Origin of the sequence: Nostoc sp. (assembly GCF_036918015.1) — a bacterium.
Taxonomy (GTDB): domain Bacteria; phylum Cyanobacteriota; class Cyanobacteriia; order Cyanobacteriales; family Nostocaceae; genus Nostoc.
In genome coordinates, this window is the sequence record NZ_JBALEO010000069.1 from 164012 (window position 1) to 188388 (window position 24377).

General features: G+C 40.8%; 19 protein-coding genes. 13 read left to right on the forward strand and 6 right to left on the reverse strand.

All coding sequences use genetic code 11. The features are described 5' to 3' along the window. Window positions 1-544: 544 nt before the first annotated feature. The 3 genes from glgB to V7K61_RS17895 all read right to left on the reverse strand — a co-directional run bounded on the left by glgB (window position 545) and on the right by V7K61_RS17895 (window position 4114). A complete protein-coding gene (gene glgB, locus V7K61_RS17885; protein ID WP_335055163.1) occupies window positions 545-2836 on the reverse strand; it encodes a 1,4-alpha-glucan branching enzyme in 2292 nt (763 codons plus the stop codon). Between the two features lie 244 nt (window positions 2837-3080). Further along, a complete protein-coding gene (locus V7K61_RS17890; protein ID WP_094351198.1) occupies window positions 3081-3413 on the reverse strand; it encodes a hypothetical protein in 333 nt (110 codons plus the stop codon). A 503-nt stretch (window positions 3414-3916) separates the two neighbouring features. Then, complete coding sequence (locus tag V7K61_RS17895) at window positions 3917-4114, reverse strand: hypothetical protein (RefSeq protein WP_335055165.1); 198 nt, start codon at window positions 4112-4114, stop codon at window positions 3917-3919. A 469-nt stretch (window positions 4115-4583) separates the two neighbouring features. Between V7K61_RS17895 and V7K61_RS17900 the strand changes: the two genes are divergently transcribed. The 4 genes from V7K61_RS17900 (at window position 4584) to V7K61_RS17915 (ending at window position 9508) form a co-directional block, all read left to right on the forward strand. Next, window positions 4584-5264 carry a hypothetical protein gene (locus V7K61_RS17900; RefSeq protein WP_335055167.1) on the forward strand — a complete coding sequence of 227 codons (681 nt, stop codon included), beginning with the start codon at window positions 4584-4586 and terminating at the stop codon, window positions 5262-5264. 96 nt (window positions 5265-5360) lie between these two features. Continuing rightward, window positions 5361-7205, forward strand: a complete 1845-nt coding sequence (locus V7K61_RS17905; protein ID WP_335055169.1) for a peptidoglycan D,D-transpeptidase FtsI family protein — start codon at window positions 5361-5363, stop codon at window positions 7203-7205. Window positions 7206-7498: 293 nt separating this feature from the next. Further along, window positions 7499-8596, forward strand: a complete 1098-nt coding sequence (locus V7K61_RS17910) for an iron-containing redox enzyme family protein (protein ID WP_335055171.1) — start codon at window positions 7499-7501, stop codon at window positions 8594-8596. Window positions 8597-8812: 216 nt separating this feature from the next. Next, window positions 8813-9508 carry an SAM-dependent methyltransferase gene (locus V7K61_RS17915; protein ID WP_335055173.1) on the forward strand — a complete coding sequence of 232 codons (696 nt, stop codon included), beginning with the start codon at window positions 8813-8815 and terminating at the stop codon, window positions 9506-9508. 152 nt (window positions 9509-9660) lie between these two features. Here the strand turns inward: V7K61_RS17915 and V7K61_RS17920 are convergent, their stop codons facing one another. After that, on the reverse strand, window positions 9661-10797 hold the full coding sequence (locus tag V7K61_RS17920; RefSeq protein WP_335055175.1) for a DUF3466 family protein: 1137 nt from the start codon (window positions 10795-10797) through the stop codon (window positions 9661-9663). Window positions 10798-10832: 35 nt separating this feature from the next. Beyond that, window positions 10833-11897: a glycerophosphodiester phosphodiesterase gene (locus V7K61_RS17925; RefSeq protein WP_335055177.1), complete on the reverse strand. Its 1065-nt coding sequence runs from the start codon at window positions 11895-11897 to the stop codon at window positions 10833-10835. A 600-nt stretch (window positions 11898-12497) separates the two neighbouring features. Here V7K61_RS17925 and ovoA point away from each other — a divergent pair. From ovoA to V7K61_RS17950, 5 genes are all read left to right on the forward strand, one after another. Continuing rightward, window positions 12498-13835, forward strand: a complete 1338-nt coding sequence (gene ovoA, locus V7K61_RS17930; RefSeq protein WP_335055179.1) for a 5-histidylcysteine sulfoxide synthase — start codon at window positions 12498-12500, stop codon at window positions 13833-13835. Window positions 13836-13999: 164 nt separating this feature from the next. Then, window positions 14000-14725, forward strand: a complete 726-nt coding sequence (locus tag V7K61_RS17935) for a sterol desaturase family protein (RefSeq protein ID WP_335055181.1) — start codon at window positions 14000-14002, stop codon at window positions 14723-14725. Between the two features lie 377 nt (window positions 14726-15102). Then, window positions 15103-15243: a hypothetical protein gene (locus tag V7K61_RS17940; protein WP_335055183.1), complete on the forward strand. Its 141-nt coding sequence runs from the start codon at window positions 15103-15105 to the stop codon at window positions 15241-15243. Window positions 15244-15278: 35 nt separating this feature from the next. After that, window positions 15279-16124 (forward strand): DMT family transporter, encoded by an 846-nt coding sequence (locus tag V7K61_RS17945; protein ID WP_335055185.1) that lies wholly within the window; start codon window positions 15279-15281, stop codon window positions 16122-16124. 88 nt (window positions 16125-16212) lie between these two features. After that, window positions 16213-16695 carry an SET domain-containing protein gene (locus V7K61_RS17950; RefSeq protein WP_335055187.1) on the forward strand — a complete coding sequence of 161 codons (483 nt, stop codon included), beginning with the start codon at window positions 16213-16215 and terminating at the stop codon, window positions 16693-16695. A gap of 178 nt (window positions 16696-16873) precedes the next feature. Here V7K61_RS17950 and ilvC read toward each other — a convergent pair whose 3' ends face one another. Continuing rightward, window positions 16874-17869 (reverse strand): ketol-acid reductoisomerase, encoded by a 996-nt coding sequence (gene ilvC, locus V7K61_RS17955; protein WP_335055189.1) that lies wholly within the window; start codon window positions 17867-17869, stop codon window positions 16874-16876. 555 nt (window positions 17870-18424) lie between these two features. On the opposite strand from ilvC, the gene V7K61_RS17960 reads away from it, so the two are divergent. From V7K61_RS17960 to V7K61_RS17975, 4 genes are all read left to right on the forward strand, one after another. Further along, window positions 18425-19744 carry a pentapeptide repeat-containing protein gene (locus tag V7K61_RS17960; protein ID WP_335055191.1) on the forward strand — a complete coding sequence of 440 codons (1320 nt, stop codon included), beginning with the start codon at window positions 18425-18427 and terminating at the stop codon, window positions 19742-19744. 83 nt (window positions 19745-19827) lie between these two features. Then, window positions 19828-21855: a pentapeptide repeat-containing protein gene (locus V7K61_RS17965; RefSeq protein WP_335055193.1), complete on the forward strand. Its 2028-nt coding sequence runs from the start codon at window positions 19828-19830 to the stop codon at window positions 21853-21855. 228 nt (window positions 21856-22083) lie between these two features. Next, window positions 22084-23055, forward strand: a complete 972-nt coding sequence (locus V7K61_RS17970) for a DNA adenine methylase (protein ID WP_335055195.1) — start codon at window positions 22084-22086, stop codon at window positions 23053-23055. A 336-nt stretch (window positions 23056-23391) separates the two neighbouring features. Next, window positions 23392-24312 carry a DUF4349 domain-containing protein gene (locus tag V7K61_RS17975; protein WP_335055197.1) on the forward strand — a complete coding sequence of 307 codons (921 nt, stop codon included), beginning with the start codon at window positions 23392-23394 and terminating at the stop codon, window positions 24310-24312. Window positions 24313-24377 lie beyond the last annotated feature (65 nt).

The window sequence follows — 24377 nt, forward strand, 5'->3', positions numbered from 1 at the left end:
CCAATACTTGCATAGCGCGATCGCATCGCAAAACTTTGTCTCAGTAGAAAAGTGCATCTATCGACAGATGGATTTATTATTACTTAGCAACTAGCTACTGTCAGCCTTCAGTAGTTGTGCTTACTCTGAGTACTAAGTATAATTCCACGGGGAAATGCAGAGCGATCGCAAGTTAATAAATCGCTATATAAAAGAATGTAGAGATGGTAGCACTGCTACATCTCTACAAGGGTAATAATGCATATTTAATTTCAACAGAGTCTATTAGAGAACCGGGTTGAGTAACTGTGAATAGGTGAAATTTTGTGTAGGGTGGGCATTACCATTGGTGTCAACTCAAGCCGAAAACTATACCGGACAGGCATTTTGCAAATCCCTCACGCCCTCATCCCCTAATCCCTTCCTTCTCCCAAGGGAGAAGGGGAATTGAATGTCTAGCTCCCCTCTCCCTTGGGGAGAGGGGCTGGGGGTGAGGGCAAAACGTTGTCACCAAGCGGGTTTAGCGTTAAGTTGACACCTATGGGCATTACCCCACCCCAAATTGTTATCCAATTACCTCAGCAGTCTTCTTCTTATCCAACTTCAGAATCAACACACCCAAAGGTGGCAAACATAAATCCAGAGAATAAGGACGACTGTGCAAAGACCAATCATCTGTCCATTTACCACCTAAGTTGCCCATATTACTGCCGCCATACTGACGCGCATCACTATTGAACAACTCGGTATAAAATCCCTTTTGCGGTACACCGATACGGTAGTGAGAATGGGGTTGTGGTGTAAAATTACAAACTACGATCGCAAAATCATCAGAATCCTTGTCGCGACGCATGAAGGAAACTACACTATGGCGATTGTCGCTACAATCAATCCACTCAAACCCCGGTTCAGCAAAATCCTGGGTATACAAAACTGGCTCAGAACGATAGAGATGGTTCAACTCTTGGAAAAACGTTTTTAACTTTTGGTGGGCTTCATGCTGTAATAAATGCCACTCCAAATCTGCCCAAGCATTCCACTCACTCCACTGCCCAAACTCCATGCTCATAAACATGGTTTTCTTGCCTGGGTGAGCAAACATATAGCTAAATAAACAACGCACATTAGCTAACTTCTGCCATGTATCCCCCGGCATTTTGCCGATGATATTGCTCTTACCATGCACCACTTCATCGTGAGACAAAGCCAGCATGAAGTTCTCGCTGTGGTTGTACCACATACTAAAGGTGATATTGTTTTGGTGGAACTGACGGAACCAAGGGTCCATGCTGAAGTAATCCAGCATATCGTGCATCCACCCCATATCCCACTTCAAGTTAAAGCCCAGTCCGCCTGTATAGGTGGGCCAAGATACCATTGGCCAGGAAGTAGATTCTTCCGCAATTGAGAGAATACCGGGGAAATAACTAAAGATAATGTGATTTACCTGACGCAGAAAATCTGCTGCTTCTAGGTTTTCTCTGCCACCGTACTGATTGGGTAGCCATTCTCCTGGTTCGCGGCAATAATCGTTATAGAGCATCGAGGCAACAGCATCGACACGAATCCCGTCAATGTGGTACTTATCAAACCAGAAAAGGGCATTTGCTGCTAAGAAATTACAGACTTCATGGCGACCGTAGTTAAACACCAAAGTACCCCATCCTTTGTGTTCGCCTTTGCGGGGGTCAGAGTGTTCGTACAGGTGGCTACCATCAAAGAAAGCTAAACCATGGCCATCTTTGGGGAAGTGACCAGGAACCCAATCTACAATTACCCCTAGATCGTTTTCGTGACATTTGTCAACAAAATACATGAAATCTTCGGGGCTGCCAAAACGGGAGGTAGGGGCATAGTAACCAGTTACTTGATAACCCCAAGAACCATCAAAGGGATGCTCCGCAATGGGCAACATTTCTATGTGGGTGTATCCTAATTCTTTGACATAAGGAATGAGTCGGTCAGCTAGTTCTCGGTAGGTAAGGAAGCGTGCGCCCGGTTTCAGTTCCGAAACAACAACTACAGGTTCCGTTTCACCATTGGGGAGTTTCGCTGGTTCTGCACTCGAAGCGTGTAACCAAGAGCCTAAATGCACTTCGTAAACTGAAACTGGCTGAGTTAGCGGTTCAGTGCGACGCCGCTTTTCCATCCACTCTTCATCACTCCAACTGTAAGTATCTAAATCAGTGACAATGGATGCTGTTTTTGGACGGGGTTCCTGCTGGAAACCGTAGGGATCGGATTTTTCGTAAATGTGTCCTTCAAAATTTTTGATTTCATATTTGTAAGACTCTCCTACACCAATTTCAGGAATAAACAATTCCCAAACTCCGGTGGGGCCTTTACGCATCTGGTTTTTACGTCCATCCCAGAGATTAAAATCTCCCAACAATGAAACATTACGAGCGTTAGGTGCCCAAACGGCAAAATAAACACCTTTAACACCGTCTATTTCCGTGGGGTGCGCTCCCAATTTTTCATATATCCGGTGATGGTTGCCTTCACTAAACAAATGCAAGTCAAAGTCTGTCAAGCGGGGAGAACGGAAAGCGTAAGGGTCATAAATGACACGCTCATGTTCTCCTTCTTTAATCCGTAACTGGTAGTTTGCCAGTTCGGCAGTTTCAATGGTGCATTCAAAAAAGTGAGGATCGTGCACCGTTTGCATTGGGTATTCTTTACGTTGTTCAGGAAGAACGACCCATGCTGCACTTGCATTTGGTAAGTAGGCCCGCACAGCCCAGACAGTTTTGCCGTCTTGTTCTATGGGATGAGAACCTAGTATTTCAAAGGGATCGTTATGCTGATTCCAAACGATGCTGTTAACCTGTTCAGGGGCGATCGTGGTCATGGACATGAAGCTACCTAAGTGAAATAACGTGATTGACTAAATCTACTTTTTTAATATCTATATATATTCTTTACATTTATTTGCAATTTTGTCGCCACCGTTATCCTACATCAGAATGGGGTATTGAGCATGAGGCATTGGGCATAGGGCAAAACAGTTACGAGTTCCGTTAGCTATCCGCTAACATAACTGGTGACTATTGAAGGGTATTGGGCAGAGGATGAATGACAAATGACTAATGACGAATTTATCAAAAATTTAAAAATGGAAAAAACTGGAATAAGGTTTTACGTAAGCGAAGCAAGAAAATTTGTTCTCGAATTTTGGGGTCTAGTTTTGGTGGCGGGACTTCTTGCAGCTGGGCTTGCAATTGGATATACTCGGCAGCTGTTAGGAGTCTTCCATCAATAGGCGATCGCGCTTCTATAATAATCTTTGTCCGTAATATTTCTTCTGGTGTATCTTCTGGTGGCGGTAATGCTATTGCTGCCGATCTCCAATAGCTACTTAAAACAATCGAAGTTACAGTAATTACAATTAAGCTCAGTAACTTTATAGATTTTCTCGTTTTAACTCTCCTCATTTCCCGAACTACCTTCACAACGCAGGATGAAAATCTGTTTTTCTCATGCCCAAATTTTCCCAATAAAAATCTGGCAACATCAAGGGAGATAACCAGGTCTTTCCTGATACGGAATAGACTACAGGAATGCTCAAGAGCAATTGCCAGCGATCGCGATAAATTATTTTACCCTCTCAAAACTCAGTAATATAAGTAATTTAAAATGCTAAATGAGGGAAGTATCTGCCTACAATATAGCTTAGATTCACTCAACTCCCTTGGACTGAGAACAAGGTTTGAGCGGGCGGGACTTTCAGAAGGACACTTGGTAGAGGACATAACCCTCTTTACCAGTGTCCTCTACTTCCTGCCCTACTTCGTTGATATTTCGAGCAAACTCTAGGCTCTGATAAACCAGCATAAAAATGAGGCTTTTTCGCGAACCCAATTAATTCGAGCTATGTAGTGAGGAATGTTGTCACTAAGTAGTTCTGGGTGCGATTTAAACTAAAGTTTAAGATGCCTTATTTAGGAGTCGCTGCGGGAGTAGTTGCGGGAGTCGCTGCGGGGGTAGCGGCAGGAGTAGTCTTAGCAGGTGCATCAGTTGGTTCACCTGTAGCAGCTGGGGTAGCAGTACCAGCACCATCACCACCACCTTCACAGGCCCCAAGAATTGCAGCCAGACTTAACATTAGAGCAAAACCAAAGATTTTTGTTTTCATAACTCCTCTTTCACCAATTGTGGCTAGAACAATTTTTCGCCTGTTGAATACGATACCGTATTTATTGCTTTTTTTAAATTCTGCGAGATTACATATTAAAAAAAAACAATCCTTTGGGGTATTGTTTTTGGAATTACGTATCCTGATTAGTTTCTCTTAACTCAGGAGCAAAACGAAAAATACCAACTTATTTAGCAAACGGAGCTATGATAGCAAAAAATTTTATTTTTTTCACAGAGTATTGCATCTTGCTACGTGAGGTTGCCATACTTTAGGTGCGATACCTAAAAGGTAGGCTGTCCAGTTTCTAATCGCTGATTGCAAACATTGATACAGCTAACTCTCAGAAAAGTTAAAAGGGTATAGTCTGTTATGTGTGCTTGTTGCACAGAAGGTGATTTAAACCTGAGCAAAAACAGACAATCAATCTAAAGTGCAGTATTTCCCATCTAAAAAAATTTAAAAATTTATGGTAGTTGCTCGTAAATCTACTGTTTCTACAAGGGGTAATTGGTTCCGGCGAGATTCTATCCTTTCTTTAGGAAGGCGACGGTCTCCGCGTATGGAGTCAGCAGCACAGAGCGCTTCTACACCATTATCCTCTCAAAAACAACAGCGTTCCTCAAAAAAATTAGCGGTTTCTCCCACAAATGAGGCAGTTATAGCCAAATCAGGGAAACAGTTGGGTAGACAACAATTACCAAATCTCAATGAGCAGTTGAATGGGAACCAAAAGACTCTGGGGGTAGGTTTTCTTGGGCTTCCCACAATGCCTAATTCTGGAGCCTTACCTTTGTGGTTGCTGCGCTTGTATACCTTTCATCGTTATTCGTCAGTTGTGGCGTTCTTGTTAGTAGCATCGACACTTGCTGTTTATGCTTGGACAGTCTATTCTCAAGAGCTTTGGGGTCAGTCATATCGCAGACTGCAAAACCTCCAACGTCATGAACGGCTGCTAACGACAACCAACGCGACGCTGAAAAATAAAATGGCTAATGAAGCAGAACAACCAACAGCAGGGCTGGTATCGCCAACTCCTGAAGGAATGATTTTCTTGCCTCCAGCATCTCAGAGTCCTAAACCAGCATCGCCTAACACAACGCCAAATTCTGAAACGCTACCGCAAACACTCTCGCCACTGGGATACTAATCTCTAAGAGTCATTTGTCATTTGTCATTAGTCATTAGGACTGAGACTTCTGGTTAATCACAAAAGGCAACAGACAAAGGACAAAGGACAAACCTAATGCAGAAGTCACCAAAGAAAACAAAATTCCGAAAGTTTCGGAATTCAAAATTTACAGGGCGACACAAAGACAAGGGTGATAAACGAGGGCTTTTGGAAAAATTAGCCTCTAGTATACAAGACCAAACATCCAACACTAAGTCCCGACTGTTCATTGTTTGGGGCATATTAATGGTTTCAGGGTTGGGGTTGACTATTAACTTGTATAATCTCCAAATTGTCAAGGGGCCAAAGTTAACTGAGTATGCACGCAACCAGCAAATGGTGAGTGTGCGACCTTTTATGCCCCGTCGCCCAGTGGTAGATCGCAATAGCGATTTGTTGGCTATTGACCGTCCTGTATATACTTTGTACGCTCATCCCAAGCTGTTTGATAAGTCTAATGAAGATATGGCAGAGCGACTTGCGCCAATTTTGGCAAAAGATACTGCTGAATTGGTGAAAACTTTTCAAAGCAAAAGAAGCGGAATTATACTTGCGCCAGCCTTACCAGAAGAAATTATCGATCGCGTCATCTCTTTGCGCTTAAATGGCCTGGAGTGGACTCAAAAATACTCCCGATTTTACCCACCAGACGATTTGGTTGCTGATGTGGTGGGCTATGTGAATGTTGACCGCCGTGGTCAAGCTGGTGTGGAATACTCTCAAGAGAAGTTGCTAGAACGTCCCGTGCAAACGGTGCGGCTCAGTCGGTCGGGAAATGGGGTCTTGATGCCGGATCGGGCGCCCGAAGGTTTTTTGCATTTTGACGATTTGCGATTACAACTCACTATCGATAGCCGTCTACAACGAATTGCTCGGATTGCGCTCAAACAACAGATGGAGAAGTTTGACGCCAAACGTGGAGCGGTAATTGTCATGGATGCATTGGATGGTTCCTTACTCGCCCTCGTTTCTCAGCCTACTTATAATCCTAATGAATATGCTAAAGCTAATATTTCACTATTTAAAAACTGGACAGTAGCGGATCTTTATGAACCGGGATCGACTTTTAAGCCTTTGAATGTGGCGATCGCTCTGGAAAATGGCATCATCAAACCAGATGATATGTTTAATGACTCCGGTTCGATTCGAGTCGCTAATTACACCATCAAAAATGCGATGAATAATGGTAATGGGCGAATCAGCATCGCTCAGATTTTGCAATATTCTAGCAATATTGGCATGGTGCAAATTATCCAACGTTTAAAGCCTTCAATTTACTACAACTGGTTAGAACGCTTAGGGCTAGGACAAAAAGTTGATACAGATTTACCTTTTGAAGTCGGCGGAAGGCTCAAAAGTCAAGAAGAATTTATCGCTTCGCCAATTGAAGCAGCTACTACTTCCTTTGGACAAGGCTTTTCGATGACACCCTTGCAGCTAGTGCAAATGCACGGTGCTTTAGCTAATGGCGGTAAGTTAGTTACACCCCATGTAGTTCGCGGGTTGATTGATAGCAAAGGGCAGATGCATGATTCACCTACTCATACTATCCCCCGCCAAATTTTTTCAACCGCAACAACTCAAAAGGTTGTGGAAATGATGGAAACTGTTGTTACTCAAGGCAGCGGTAAGCCGGCACAAATTCCGGGATATCGCATTGCTGGTAAAACTGGTACAGCCCAAAAAGCTAGTCCCAATGGCGGATACATCAAAGGTGCGAGAATGACTAGTTTCGTGGCTATTTTACCCGTGGAATCTCCTCGCTATGTAGTGTTTGCACTGGTGGATGAGCCAAAAGGAGAAAGTGCTTATGGTTCTACTGTCGCCGCGCCAATTGTGAAGTCGGTGATCGAAGCACTGATTCCTCTTGAGCAGATTCCGCCCAGTAAGGCGATTGAGGAACAGAAGGGAGTGCCGTAGTGGGAGCAGGGGAGCAGGGGAGCAGAGGAACCAGGGGAAGCAGGGGAAGCAGGGGAAGCAGGGGAAGCAGGGGAGTAGGGGAGCAGGGGGAGAATAAAAAATTACTTTTTCCCCTCTGCTTCATTGCTCGGTTGTTGAGCGTAGTCGAAACACTGCCTCTTCCCACTGCCCATTCCTTAGAAACTTAATTTTTCTTTATAACCAGGGAAAGAGGTACAGAAAGCTACTGGTGTGGAAACCTAGATATTAGGGGTGAAAATAATTTCTCACTTTTCCAAAGTACCGAAGATTCCATGCAAAGCAATTTAGTTATATTTCCTAAGACTGAGGCTGCGAAAAATAGCACGCAAACTAAAGAAAGAACAATTACTAAGTACGACCGTGCTGAGGAGCAATTTATAGAATTGCTCGCAATGGAGGATTTGGATAATAAATTGAATGCAAAACCTTCAATAGCTGGTGAGTTTGAACAATCACTCTCTATGGCAATTGAGGCTGCTTATAAAAACGATCGCTCTGATGAACAGGCTCACCGTTTTCTGCAACGGATACTTTATCGAATTAATCGACTGAAGCTGTTTTGGTACGACGATTTGCAGCATTATACCAATGAGCGATCGCTATATTTGCACTCTTGCCGTGACAAAATTGAAGCTGCTTGGCAACAGTGGGAACTAGCACAAATCGATGTGGCTGCACTGCAACAATTGGATGTAAAACAAGCTTTAATTGAGCGTGCATCTGCCGATTTAAATCCGCCTTTGTCGGAGAATAGCCGCTACATTCGTGAGGAAATGACTGAAGCTGGTTATCGTCACTTGCTAGCGATCGGCTCCTTTGATGGTTTGGTTGAAGGTAGTCGTCTTTGCTACGTATTGGGTGGTGCTGCTAATGAAATCCAGTGTACGCTGGTGCGAGTACTACTAGAAGAGTACGGCAATGGTCGTTTAGCCCGCAAGCACTCGACATTTTTTGCTCAAATGTTGGCTGAGTTTGGAATGAACACTGAACCGGAAGGATACTTCGATTTAGTGCCTTGGGAAGTCTTAGCTTGCGATAATCATAACTTTCTAACTACCGATCGCAAACGCTATTTCCTACGTTACAGTGGCGCGTTGACATATTTTGAGGTGGCTGGCCCTGCGACTTATAAAAACTATCTGACGGCGGCGCAACGATTGGAACTATCAGAGGCGGCGATGGGTTATTGGGAACTACACATTAAGGAAGATGAACGGCACGGTCGTTGGATGTTAGATGATGTAGCTTTGTCTTTGGCAGAACGGTATCCCAATGATGCGTGGGAACTGCTGCTTGGCTATGACCAGGAGAAACAAATGGGCGATCGCGCGTCTGGTGCTGTTGTGCGATCGATACGCGAAGCAGAATAAGCCGCTTTACTCCTATGAGCAATCCCAAAAATTATAAATAGCAGGTTATTCTTAGCATTTTAATTTGACATTTTAAGTCATTTTATTGCTAATTCTCCTGCAAACAAATTTCTTTAGCAACCCTTTGCTAAAGGAACAGTTTTTATTGCCTGAATGCAAGGTAATAAATAACCTCCTAGTAAATTGATTATACCTTACACTTTGAATTTTAGTCAAATGAAAGATATCTTTTTTTGTCCTGAAGAATCTAATTTCTACTCAAATTGCTTAGAAAGTTTTGTGATCAGAAATTGCCAAAATTCTGAATCTATTGTGGAGTTTGGTTCAGGAGATGGCAGCCCTGTAATTAATTCTTTATTGAGAAACAAGTTTGAGGGAGTCATCCAGGGATTTGAATTAAATACTTCTGCATGGAAAGTCGCCAATTCAACCATTGATGAATACAATCTCACTAATAAATACATCATCCATAATTCATCTTTGTTTAATTCTTCTCAACCCGAAGCCGAGTATCTTGTAGCTAATCCGCCCTATCTGCCGGCACCAGATAACGATATTTATATGCCACTTTTATTTGGGGGTGTAGATGGAGCCACAATTACCAATGAGCTTTTATCGCTAGATTATGAAAATGTGTTGGTTTTAATATCTAGCTTTTCTAATCCCATAAATACGTTGAACATAGCAAAACAAAATGGTTATTATGTTCAAAATTTCATGGTGTTACCTTTACAGTTTGGCTACTATAGCTCTGACCCCAAGGTAAAGAACCACATAGAAGAACTCCGAAAAAACCAGATGGCATTTTATTCTGGTAATTATTATTTTTTAGCTGGTGTTTTATTTAAAAAATGCCAGGAGTCTGTAATTGATTTATCTAATCAATTAGCTCAGGTGATGACTAGTTTGTGAAAATCAAGAACAACTTAAGTGATGTCATCTCTTGCCTAAAGTACAGATGTGTCTCTAAGCCACGCTTCGAGACATATCCTCAAAGATTTTCAACGAGCATTTTTATAATCCATATTCCCAAGTAATCATTTTGTCTGCCTGAAGTTATTGCATTAACTTTTTTGTTGTATGGCTGCACTTTTAGAGTGAGGTTTGCGCTTAAGTGCTGCAAATAAAATTACACCAGTGCCAAACGACAAAATAGGAACACCTGAATTTGGTTCAGCTACAGAGACAGATGAGATTGGCGTCAACAAGAAGGCGTGTAATTCACCATTAATTGCACCACGACCGACAATTTGCCCATTATTATTAATGGCAGATGCCGCTGTCAAGGTAAAGCCACCCTCTGAACTAGGAGCAATCAGGTTATTTAAGTCGTACAGAGTCTTATCACTATAAAGGAAAGCCCGCAAACCGTTGCCAACTGCTGCATAAAAGTTATTGTTAGTGCCAGAAAACCCGACTACTTGACCCAAATTATTGATCCCCAAACCAATACTGAACAAATCTGTAGGACTTAACCTACCAAGGTTTTGGAATCCTGTGCTGGAACTGTACAGAAAAGCACGACTATCATTTATGCCAGTGAGTCCCGAACTACCAACTACTTGTCCTGAGTCATTAACATCGTTTGCTTGACTGTAGCTGTCACCTGGCAAAGTTCCCAAGTTAGTAGTTTGTCCGTTTTCATACAGAAAAGCTCTTGCTGAAAAATTGAGACTACCTACTGCTTGTCCCAAGTTATTTAAACCGGAAGCAACTGTACCAGGAGTTCCTATGGTGGTTGCTACACCATCGCTGTACAAAAAAGGCCCTCCGATCGCTCCCCCTACTACTTGGGTGCGATCGTTAATTGCATAAGGAATAGCATTTTGAATTGGGAGAGGTTGGGTGAGGCCATTGCTGTACAGGAAAGGGTTATTTCCAGTAAAGTTATTACTATTAACCGAATTACCAACTACTTGCCCCAAGTTATTGATACCAGTCACTCCAAGTTGATTATCACCAGGCAACGGACTAATTGTTTTGAGCGAACCATTGCTGTAAAAAAAAGACCTACCCAAAGTATTAATGGCTACCTCACCTGAGTCATTAATATCTGTAGCGTAACTGTAGGCTTCTCCCGTAAGAGCGCCTAAGTCAGTGAGCGAGTATAAAGATACCGCTAATGCTGACTTAGATATAGCAAGACTGATTGCGGTGAAGGAAATTGCTGCTATACAGGATTTCCACTTAAGTAAAACCATGTTACTTTTCTGTGATTTTGTATTACCCTACCAAATTACCACTGAAGAGTAGAGTGGCAAGCTGCCGTATCTGGGTAATCGCTAAATACGCCATCAACACCTAAGTTGAAAAATAGTTCATATTCACCTTGGGGATTTCCTTGAAAGTCCAGTGGCAAAAAACAGTCTTCATTACGGAAAGTCCAGACATGAACCAACAAACCAGCCGCATGAGCATCTATGACTAAAGATGTAGGCGATATCTGGCGACAAGCCGCTCCGCATCTACGCAATTTACCATTGTTGTCTCTAGGAACCAGTAAATTTTTATGAATTCCAATCGCTTTTGCATATTTGGCAATTTCTTTTAAACCTGATGCTGTGACTAAATCTGTATAGGTGCGATGCCTACGGCGGGCAACTCTTGGAGAGGCTACGCCAACGCCTACGCAACCACTAACAACAAAATCATAAGGTTTACCACTGTCATTCAGCAATTGCACTAAAGGTAAATCAGTCTTTGTAGATAAATCTTGTAAATTACCTACTTCAAAAGACTGAATAAAAATAGGTGCGTTAGCTCCCTGATAACCGTTGGCTGTTAAAGTTGCAAGTAGAGGTGCTTCTAAAGCTAACCCAATAGATTGAAAGTAAGTTGGGTGCTTAGTTTCTGGGTAAATGCCAATTGTCCGATTAATTTCGCCACTTTTAACCTTGACTAAATCGATTATTTCTTGCAGCGTGGGGATTTCAAAAAGTCCATCATAGGCGGTATTTTGCGATCGCACTTGAGGAATTCGCTCTTTGGCTCGTAGTGTTTTCAGTTCTGTTAGGGTAAAGTCTTCAGTAAACCAGCCAGTTTTTGATTCGCCATCAATTATTTTAGTGGTTTGAAGATGAGCAAATTCTGCATGGCTTGCAACGTCGGTAGTTTCAGAAATCTCATTTTCGTGACGAGCAATTAAAACACCATCTTTGGTGGAAACTAAATCAGGTTCAATATAATCAGCCCCAAGTGCGATCGCTAATTCATAAGCAGCTAAAGTATGTTCTGGACGATAGCCGCTAGCGCCTCGATGTGCAATGATTATTGGAGATGTTTCTTGCAAAGTTGTAGTCATTACTTTACTCACCTAAGTACGACGATGTAAACAATTAAAATATTTATTCATCAAATGCTCTGTTGATTCTTTAACTATTCTGAATCCTGAGTTCTGACTCCTGAATTATTACAATTATTTTTAACTTAGCTCTAAATAAGTCAAGACAAATAAAACTGTCTAAAGAGGGTTGTAATTTTGCATTGGTAAGAGTTTAAAGAGCCTTTCTTTTAATCATATAGTTATGTTTATTCTCACTGAATTACTTGTTAGCTGATAGGTTAATTATTCAACAAATATTAAATTAGTCAAATATGCTGTATTACTACACTAAGCCGATAAAGATTTAGTACTATTTGAAAAACTAATTATTGAACGATAAGTATTGCTATTAAATATTAAATCTGTCATATTTAAGAATCTTATCTTATTTAATACTTCATTCAATCCTATTGTGTTTAACACATTTTCTAGGACTTATATTTGATTTTTCACAAAATTCAGTACACATCGATTTTTTTATTCCGTGTTCCCTACCAATGCAAGTCAGTTCAGGAATCAAATCGGATTTCTAGATAATTAATTTTTTTCATTGTTCTTTTACAACAACTTAGTTACACCATGAATAGTCTGCAATCTGCTCAACCTCCAAAACTTGATAGTTGTAATAACCAAGTTATCCTCAATTACTTTGAGAATGCTTGGCAGCTGGAAGATATGTTATTGAAAAGTCTAGTTGGGGAAGAGACATTTTATCTCAATCCTGACCCTTTGAGAAATCCTCTAATTTTTTATCTGGGACATTCGGCAATTTTCTACATCAATAAATTAATTCAGGTGGGGTTCTTAGAAAAACGCCTCAATCCAGAGTATGAAATTTTATTTGAAATTGGAGTAGATCCAGAAAAACCAGAAGAGTTGAATGCAGCGATCGCTCATCTGGAATGGCCGCAAGTTTCACAAACTTGGGAGTATCGAGAACAAGCATATTCCGTAATTTACGAACTAATTAAAACAACCCCAATTACTCTGCCAATTCATCCCAATCATCCTCTTTGGGCTTTAATGATGGGGATTGAACACCAGCGTATTCACATTGAAACTTCTTCGATGTTAATTCGCCAACTACCAATTGAGAGAGTGAAACGTCCTCAAAATTGGCAATATGCTCCTTTTAATGGTTACACTCCTCAGAACGAAATGATCGAAGTCGCTGGTGGAGTAGTAAAACTCGGAAAAGCCTTAGATGACTCCACTTATGGATGGGATATTGATTATGGCGATCGCACTGTTAAAGTTGCACCCTTTTTCGCCAGCAAATATTTGATTACTAATGGCGAATTTATCTATTTTGTCAAAGCTGGTGGTTACGAAAATCAAGACTATTGGGATGAAGAATCTTGGAATTGGAAAACTCGATACAATATTCAGTGTCCCAAATTTTGGTTACATGAAAATGGTAGCTACAAATATCGAGCCATGTTTAATGAAATTGACTTCCCCCTAGATTGGCCTGTGGAAGTTAATTATTATGAAGCAATGGCTTATTGTCGTTGGCAAGGAAAAGATACTCGCTTGATGAGTGAAGCAGAATACCATTTAGCAACTTATGGTAATAGTTTATTGGATGATGTAGAAAATTATAATCTCAATTTAAAATTTGGCTCACCTAGTCCCGTTGGGATGTTAGAAACAGCCAAAAGCTCTTCGGGATTGTATGATTTACGTGGTAATGTTTGGGAATGGTTGAGTAATAACTTAAACCCTATTCCAGGATATCAACCTCATTTTCTTTATGAAGATAATTCTGCAATATTCTTTGACGATCAACATCAAATGATGTTAGGAGGATGTTGGATAACTAATGGTACAGAAGCTTTAAAATATTACCGCAACTGGTTCCGTCCCAATTTTTATCAGCACGCTGGTTTTCGGATTATTCAAGATATTAAAGATTAACAGAATATGCCTCATTCACATACTATAAGGTTACAGAGATGCAAAAGTTTTTGAATTTTTGTTCTGAGATCGAATTTTATCTAAAGATCGCTATTAGTTGTACGATTGTTCAGCAAGTATTTTATTTGCTGTTAAACAATATCGAGATCGACTTAATAACGCAGGTGCTATTGTACTGGCTCCTTGGTTCTATCTCATTTTATAGTATTGGCATCCTCATTGAAAAAGGAATTAAAAGCAAAGATGTTTTAAGGGATAAGCTGACTGCAAGAGTCAAGACAGTTAAAAATCAACCATTTCCTTCCTTTACTGTCCAAGGCATCATTACAGGAGAAATTAAAGCTTTTCTATCAGCATTAATTATTCTATATTTAGCTCCAGAGGTTCATAGAGGAAATAGCTTACTCTTAAACTTTGGATGGTTCTTGATGAGAATAGTTGCTGCTGATTTCTGTTTTTATGTTGCTCATCGCCTCTTGCACACAAGATTCTTACAGAAAATCCATCTTAAACATCATGAGTTTCGTGACTCATCAAGTTTTGTTGCTGGACACAAGAGTTTGGTCGAATATGTTATTGTTGCGATCGCTGACATTTTACCTATTTTTATATTTGGATATGACATCACTCAACTGCTTGCATGGAGCATTATAGGCAATGCTTACAACCTAGAAGGTCATAGTTCTTTGTCAATATTTTTCATTCCATCAGATTTCCACGATCTTCATCACACTTGCTTTAATGGAAACTATGGCATTCAGGGATTTTGGGACAGAATATTCAACACACTGAATCCTCCTAACAAGAAGCAAGGAATTATGTTTCCTGTGAGTTTTATCGAGTATATAACTATTCAGTCATCTATGAATAATGACACCGAAAAAATATAATCATTGTCAAGACGGCGATTCATCGCGTCTCTTGTCTTAACCGAACAGTATTGCCTCAAGGTTCTCATGCAGATATCTGGAGTTGAGTAATTACAGCATTATTAGCAGATTTAGGTAAATTAGGCAATCAACTAAGTTTTGTCTTTGGGATGCCTCCCAAAATGGCAAACTAATGATATTATCGAACGCCCCGATCGAGATACTTCCTTACGTTTGGAATTATATTATCGCTACCCACCTAATGATAGGATTTTTCTTACTACGGATTTTACATAATCATAAATTCCAAACATAACACAGTTAATGGTACAGTTTAGATTGGATTAATCTGAACTTCCTTTACCTTTTAATTGCAGTATGGAAAAAGATATGAAATTATGCTAACCGGATTAGTAGAACTTTGCCAACTAAAAATCCTAGATTCTAAAGGCACTGACAGGACGGGACAAAATCAACATTCTCTATGCGATCGCATTTTCTATGGATGTAAAGAAACATTATTCAATCAATTAGTTTAATGGAAATTAAAAACACCTTACATTTAAAAGGAATAATGCTACTTATCCTTGTTAATGTAATTAGCGCTACAACTTTTCCATTGACTAAAGACATCGTTAGTGACCTTTCACCAAGTACATTGATTGCCAGCCGTTTTGTCATAGCGGCAGGGGTTTTTACCCTAAATTTACGTAATCTTAATGCACTTTTAGTTCGTGATGGTATATTTCTAGGGCTTTTGCTTTTCTTTTTCTTAGCTATCGAAACAATTGCACTCAAAACTATACCAGCAAACCGGGCAGCATTCATTGGCAGTTTGAATGCCCTGATTGTCCCGCTGCTGGGATGGCTGAGTGGTCAGCGCGTACCGTTGAAAACTTTCCTCGCTGCTGGAGTCGCTGTCATCGGTATTGGTGTGATGTTTTGGGAAGGGGGAGAACTAGGAATTGGCGATGTATTAATGTTCGTTGATGCTTTTGTCTATGCAGCCTACATACTTTTCCTAGAGCGAGTAGCCTCCCGTCACCCCACTTTAACACTCACTAGCGTTCAACTTTTGTTCATTGCAACGATAGGGGTACTCTGGAGTAACACACAAATCTTTAGCCAATTTGAGGTAATTCGCCAGCACTGGGGAGCGATTCTCTACTTAGGGCTGTTGGCGACGGCTGCTGTTATCTGGCTTCAAACAATGGCACAGCAATGGGTTTCATCTGACGAAGCTGCTTTACTTTTTACACTTGAGCCATTGTTTGCCACAATTTTCTCGTTTTGGCTACTTGGCGAACATCTGGGAATACGCGGTCTAATTGGCGCGATTCTTGTGTTAGTTGCTCTGGTTCTAAGTCAAAGCCCTCAAAAGATTGAGCCGGAAGCAAAAGTTGAGGTACAGAGTAGTTAACGGACTCTTAGCTTAAAAGTGAAATCTAACTAAGCCAAGTTTGAAACTTGGAAGCTGCAAGAAATTTAAATCCAGTGGATCTTTATCTATGACTACAATAGAGTCGATTTCAACTGTCAAGCTCAATTCTCATATCACGATTCAGGAAACACCAAAAGGACGAGGAGTGTTTGCCACAAAAAAATTTGCCCAAGGGGAAACTGTTGTGGTGGGTATTCCAATTGAAGAAGTTCCCGAACGAACAATTTATTCCTTTCAGATAGATTTTAATTTGTATGTCAATCTAGATGAGCCTGCTGTCGTAATTAACCATTCTTGCTCCCCAAATACTGGGGTAAAAAACAATCAGTTTGGAGGATATGACTTTGTTGCATTGGACGATATAGAAGCAGGTGAGGAAATTAGCTGGGACTACGAAACTACTGAATATGAATCAATTGCTATCCGCCGATGCTTGTGCGAATCTCTATCGTGTCGAGGAAAAACATTAGGATTCAAATTCCGAGAACAAATCTTGCGCGATACTTATGGAGAGTACATTGCAGATTATCTCAAAACTCAAAGTAAATGATGTTTAGTGATGTATTTATCTATCGATTGAATCTCTTGCAAAAGTAACTTTTGCAAGAGGTGGGAAATAGAAAAAAATACTCAACTACTTACTGTGGGGTAGATTGTCTCACCCGCCCGTAGGCAAAGGCGGGCAAGATGCCCACCCTACAAGATTGGATAATTTATTTGTAACTCCCTTAAGCTTTTTTCAACCAGCTAAACATAGCGCGTAAATCTTTACCAACTTCCTCAATTTTGTGTTCAGCCTCTTTGCGACGCATGGCGGTAAATCCTGGTTTACCAGCTTGGTTTTCTAGAACGAATTCTCGTGCAAATTGTCCAGATTGAATTTCGCTGAGAATCTTCTGCATTTCAGCTTTGGTTTGTTCGGTAACAATCCGCGGGCCACGGGTATAATCGCCATATTCAGCGGTGTTAGAAATGCTGTCGCGCATTTTGGCTAAACCACCTTCCACAACCAAGTCTACAATCAACTTGACTTCATGCAGACATTCAAAATAAGCCAATTCTGGTTGATAGCCAGCTTCTACCAAAGTTTCAAATCCGGCTTTGATTAAAGCACTCAAACCACCGCACAATACCGCTTGTTCGCCAAATAAATCGGTTTCAGTTTCTTCGCGGAAAGTCGTTTCGAGAACACCGGCGCGAGTCCCACCGATACCTTTAGCATAAGACATGGCGCGATCGCGTGCCTGACCACTGGCATCTTGATAAACTGCAAACAGCGCTGGTACGCCTTCCCCACCTTCATAAGTCCGCCGTACCAAATGCCCCGGCCCTTTTGGTGCAACCATCACCACGTCTACGTTATCTGGTGGTACAACTTGCCCAAAGTGAATATTGAAACCGTGGGCAAAGGCTAATACATTACCTTCTTCTAAATTGGGTTCAATCTCGTTTTTGTAAATCGTTTTTTGGACTTCATCAGGTAACAAAATCATGATGAAGTCAGCAGCATTAGCGGCATCTGCAACATTTTTCACAGTCAACCCAGATGCTTCAGCTTTTGCAACTGACTTACTACCCGGATATAGTCCCACAATCACATTCAAACCACTATCTTTGAGATTGAGAGCGTGGGCATGACCTTGGGAACCATAGCCAATGATAGCAATAGTTTTTCCAGCCAAAAGGTCTAAATTGGCATCTTCGTCATAATACATCCGGGCCATAGAAGCATCTCCTGTCAGCAAGCATCGTCATTTATTGGCAGGCTTACGATTGTACCTCAAATTGAGTAACACAGATGAATTATCAATCATTGAATTTATCCGCTTGAACTCAGGGGGAGTGTTTACGACGGCAATAATCCCCTAATTTCTTTATCTCAAGCAAGTAAAGTTACTCAGTTTCAGTAGACCGAAAAGTTTTGCGATGCCTGCTATACGAGACGCTCCGCGAACGGTGGGCGTAGCGATCGCCAAATAATAGTAGCCTGTGATACACTTTTGTTCAAGTCTAAAAAAGAGGATATACTCTTCACTAACAAGCCACCCTGATGTAAAAAAGGCAGTTAAGCAACGCTCTAAAGTAAAGGTTAGCAATCACTTGTAGTAAAGGTTTAGGGCTGCCAGTGCGTTGTAACTTCCTTGCGCGGTAATGGCTACTTCATAGATTCATTTGAAAACGTTGAGTTAGCTCAAAACAATCTTTGGGTAAACTATATAAAAACTTGTCAAAGTTCAAGATAATCTTTGTCCTTTAGCTTCTCCTCAGCATGGGGTTCTATGAATCGCAATGAATTAATCTCACGATACGCAGCAGGTGAAAGAAATTTTTCTCAAATAGATGTGAAATATGCTCACTTAACTACAGCAAACAGTAATTCTAATGTTAGTAGGAGCGTTTATTCGCAAAGACCTAATTTTAGTAGTCTAGATTTAAGCAATGCCAATCTAGGGGGTATCATCCTAGTTTTGGTTAACTTGGATAAGGCTGACTTGAGTAATTCTAATTTAAGTAATGCAGACCTTAGAGGGTCAGCTTTTGGAGAAACAAACCTAAGTGGTGCAAACCTGAATGACGCAAATTTAAGTACCGCTTACTTATATGGTGCTAATCTCACTGATGCAAATTTAACCAATGCGGATTTGCAATCTGCTAGCTTGAAACAAGCAAATTTAACAAATGCTAACTTGCAGAATGCAAAACTACGGGGTGTCATTTTAGAAGGAGCGATTTTAAAAGGTGCAAATCTAAACGGTACAACTCTAGAAAATGTAGATTTACGATGTGTTAACCTGCAAGGCTGTAATTTACGGGGATTTAACTTACACTTTGCCAAGCTAAATGTATCGAATCTTAGAGGGGCTGATTTCAGAGGTGCAAATTTAAGTGGTGCTGACCTGACAGTTGTTAATTTGAGAGAATGTGACTTGAGCGGGGCGAATCTCAAAGATACTCAGTGCGATGGCGCTAACATGAGCAAAGCGAATTTGAGCAATGCCAACTTAAGCGGTGCAAAACTTAATCAAGTTAATTTCAGCCAAGCTAATTTAAGTGGAGCGGATTTGAGCCGAGCGAACCTCGACGGTGCCAGATACAGCTGCGATCGCAAAGGTGCTAATCTTACGCTAGCGAATTTAAGCACTGCCAATCTCACAGAAGCTAATTTAACACAAGCAAACCTTACCCTTGCAAACTTAAAGGGCGCGAATCTGAGTCAAGCTAACCTCACCTTTACTAATTTAGCTGGGGCTGACCTAACGAGAGCAAATCTCACTCAAGCTGAGGTCAGTAGTGCAAATTTACGAGGAGCCAAACTAGATGAGGAAACCGCACCAGAGAAATGGCGTTTAGTTTGGCAAATTGTCAATCAAGATGCAGTTAGTCGAAATTTGAGCGGAGCCGATTTAAGCGGAACTGATTTGAGCGGTGTCAATCTCAGTCGAGCTAACTTAAAAGGAGCTAATTTGAGTGGTGCAAATCTCAGTCGGGCAAATCTTAGCCAAGCTGATTTAAGTAACGCTAACTTGCTCAACTCCAATTTATATGAAGTAGATTTTACAGATACCAATTTAAAAGGTGTGGATTTGTCTAACACCTAGCTTTGATTTAGGACTTTCATCCTGGACAGGCTATTTAAAACTGTCATTATCCTTTCACTAATCAATACAAGGAGATATTAATAATGGTGAGCAGTTCTGAACTACTCAAGCGTTATGCAAATGGAGAAAGAGATTTTTCTGGCGCTGATTTACGAGGCATCAAACTCTATGGTTCACAAGGTAAAGAGATTGATTTGAGTGGTGCTAATTTCAGTGGAGCTAACTTAGAAGGTGCTATTTTGAGCCATGTCAATCTTGATAATGCTAATTTCAGTCATACCAATCTTAAAGAAGTCCGAATGAATGGCAAAATTAATAATACTGATTTTAGTGGAGCCGATCTGACGAATGCTCATATAGGCGCTTCTCGAATTAATGGGGCTAAATTCAGAGGAGCTAATTTAACGAATGTTGATTTCGGTGCTAATGGGTTAGGTAACACCAATATTGACTTTGCAAATGCAAATTGCACAAATACAAAGTTAACGTGTGATTTAATTGAAGCAAAGTTTCAAGGTGCAAACTTAAGAAATGCTATTTTTCGTCACCAAAACCTCTACTGGTATCGAGCTAATCTTAGTCGTGCTAATCTCAGCCAATTAGACCTAAGTGGACAAAATTTTTATACTCTTGAGATGAGGGGTGTCAATCTCAATGGTTCTAATTTAGTGAATACAAATCTTAAAAGCACTAATCTTGAAGGAGCAGACCTACGTAACACTAACCTTGAAAATGCAGATTTAACTTATGCTAATTTGCGAAATACTCAAATTGAAGGAGCCATTAACCTAGATCCAAAAATATATCTTATCTGGCACATTATTAATCAAGAAGCTGAAAACATAAATTTGGCTGGTATTGACCTTAGCTGTGCCAATCTTCAAAATGTCAATTTGAGTGGACTTGATTTAAGAGGTGTAAATTTCCAGAGAGCTAACCTAACCAAAGCCAATTTTAGCCATGCCGATCTTAGTAGTGCAAATCTTAAAAATGCTTACTTAAGTAATGCTAATTTAGAAAGTGCAAATCTCAGCCAAGTTGATTTTACCGGGGCTAAATTGAATAGTGCTAATCTTAATCAAGCTAACTTAAACCAAGCTAATCTACTCGGTACAAATTTAGAACAAGCAAGACTGCAAAATGCAACTTTATACAATGCTAATTTGACAGATGCTAATTTAGAAGGTGCTGATTTTACAGATGCAGATTTGACTGGTGCTGATTTAACTGGTACTAGACTGTTCGGCACTAATTTGACAAATACCCGCAATACCTCTGGTTCAGCTTCGATTTTCTCTAATTCGCCAAATAACCCTAATCTAGGACTGCTTGAGCAGATTCGACAGGCTTCTAAAGGACTGTATTACGGTAGTGAAGCAGATTATCCCTATGAGGTTTTCTTATGGGAAGTTGCAAATCGGGGAGAGTTTACCTTAGAAGGATTACTAGAAGTTTTTGGATTCTTAAGAGAAATTCCTTGTGATGATTTTCGCAATGGAAATTTTGATAATTTACAGTGGTTACAGTCTTCGGCTAATAGCTCTAGATTATTGCCAGAAAATAAACAGGTAATTCAGTCTTTCCGAACATTATTATTGCAGTTAGAGCCATTTTTAACTAATCTACAAGTTTATCGATTAGCGGTTCCTGCACAAGACCTTTATATTGTTATCGGTAATACACCTTCAGAAGATTGGCTAGGTATCTCAACTAAAGTCTCGTCTTACTTGGAACAACAGCATTATTCTTCTCAAATTTTTCGGTTTAGAGATTCAGCAGTCGCCAAACTAGAAAATCAAGAACTGATTGTGACTTTGGAAAATGAAATTGCAGAAGTCAGTTTTGCTTCTGAATACATAAAAAACTTTGTTTGGGAAATAGCAGAGCAAAAAAGCGCACTTATCCACAATGTGCTAGATACTGTTGGGATTGTTACCACAAATGAGGTCGAAAATCCTTTTGCTAGCGAGACTCAGGCTGAGTTAGTTCATTCAAACCTAACCAATTTAAGACTTTATCGATTAACTGCTGGAGAAATTGAAATGTATATTATTGGTCAAACTGAAAATGGTGACTGGATTGGACTTCACACCAAGGCAGTTGAAACTTGATTCTGACAATTGGATAGTGGCCTAGTTTCAGCATTATGTCAAGTTGATGAGCGATATCTAAATACTGTTGGCGATCGCTTTACCGAAAAAGAATAATAGATTATTCTCTGAAAAAATAATGTAAGTATTTTTGTTTGTTTATACTTTATTTCTCAACACTATATAATAAATTGCGTTTTACCCTTATCCTCGGTTTCGGGTAAAGCAATCCCTTTGAGGTTGGCTTTCATGGCAAAGAAAATTGCATTTGGTTGGTATGGCGGCAAGTACAGTCATTTAGACTGGCTTTTACCCTTGTTGTCAAAAACGACCCACTACTGCGAACCCTTTGGCGGTTCAGCAGCCGTGTTGTTGAACCGGGAGCCTTCACCTGTGGAAACCTACAATGATATTGATGGCCAGCTAGTCAACTTCTTTCGTGTACTACGCGACCAAAAAGACCAACTCATCGAGGCGATTGGGTTAACGCCGTTTTCGCGTGAAGAATTTCGGATTGCTATTACCAAAGAAGAAGAAAGTTTGTCTGACCTGGAAAGGGCTAGACGGTTTTTCGTCCGGGCGCGACAAGTGAGAACAGGCTTGGCACAAACCGCCAGTGTTGGACGATGGGCGCACTGCAAACTTACTAGCCGCGCTGGAATGGCTGGTGCAGTTTCCCGGTGGCTTGGTAGTGTTGAGGATCTGCCCGAAATTGTGCAACGGTTGCTACGCGTGCAAATTGAGAACGACCGAGCAATTGATATTATTCGACGGTACGATAGTCCAGAAACATTATTTTACTGTGACCCTCCCTACCCGCACGATTCCCGTGGGGATAGCAAGGCTTACGCTTATGAAATGACCGACGACCAGCATCGGCAACTAGCGGATGTTTTGCGTTCAGTCAAAGGTAAAGTTGCCCTTTCAGGCTATGATTGTTCGTTGATGCAGGAACTTTACGGTGACTGGAACTGCATTAAAGCGCCCCTGAAGCATTGCCATTCCATCAAGCAGTTACGGCAAGAAGTACTTTGGCTCAATTATGACCCTCAAGCCTCCTCCACACTTCCTGTTGAAGAAATCGCTCCATGTCCACAACCCCAGCAGCTATCCTTCTACCAACAGCTAGTGCTAACAGAACCAGACAGTGCCGTTAACCAACCTCTAAAAGAAGCTTTTTTGGCATTGAGACAGGCTGCTGAAAGTGCCAGGGAATTTTGACCGACAAGATACTGTAGGCTATTTTGAATTGGTATAAAGGCAGATTTGCAAGCAGCGATCGCAGATCCAACTTGTTTTCAAAATCAAACAATTTCAAAAATATCACCTACCAGAAAGCAACTTCACGACCCTACTGGCAAACAGACTTGTTGCAGATATTTTTTGAAATAATCGTCAAATGACTTGCTAATAATCTTTTTGAGATATCTCATCAAGATGAATTTTCATTCTCTGTAAATAAAAATGACTAACCCTGTTACATAAATCGCAACAATACAGTCTTTGAGTTTTTCTTCAGTAATACTGGGGTTAACTTCATCTATCTGGGGGTAGATTATGTATACTTCGACTAAATTACCGCGCACATCTGCTTTATTTATAAGTGCGTTATTGGGAGGGGTGATTTTCACTAGTTGCGCCTCTTCGGATCGGTCAACCACTCAGTCTGCACCTCAAATTGCTGCCAATGGCGCGGTAAATCAATTAACTGCCCGTGAAAACAGTATTTCCCAAAAGGCGGATGCTGCACCAATAGCCCGTTCTCGTCCCCAACTCATCAAAAAGGCAGCAATCTCTTTGACTGTCAACTCTGTAGATAAGACTGTTGATGCTGTTTCGCAAATTATCAATCAACAGCAAGGGGATTTAATCGGGTTGAAAGAACAACAACCCAAAAAAGACAACCCGCGTTACACAGCAACGATACAATTGCGGATACCAGAGAATCGGCTGGAACCTACCCTAGAAGAACTAGCTAAATTGGGCACTGTCGAGAGTCGTAATATCACTGCCGAAGATGTGGGCGATCGCTTAGTAGATTTCCAAGCTAGATTAACTAATTTGCAAAAGACTGAAGCCAATTTGCAAAAAATTATGGATCGGGCTGCTTCTGTGAGAGATGTGCTTAGTGTTTCCCAAGAACTGAGTAATGTCCGCCAAACTATAGAACAAATTGATGCCCAACTGAAAAACCTCAAAAATCAAGTTGCTTATTCCACTATTACGCTGAACTTAGAAGCAGCAGTTTCTACCACCAGTCCCCAACCTGCTTTCGGTTTGCAAGTTCAGGAAACTTGGAACAACTCTACCCATTCTTTGAGTGCATTTTCCGTTGGCTTACTCAAGCTGGGTATTTGGTTAATTGTTTACAGTCCCTATTTGTTAATTTTTGTTGCTCTTATCTACGGCTTTAGGCGTTGGCAGCGAACTCATTCACCACGTTTGACACAAACACCAGAGTCAACTAGTTCTGAGTAAACTCCCATAAATGCTACATCTACCTTTGATAAATCTACACAGATAAATAGGGATTCAAATATTCC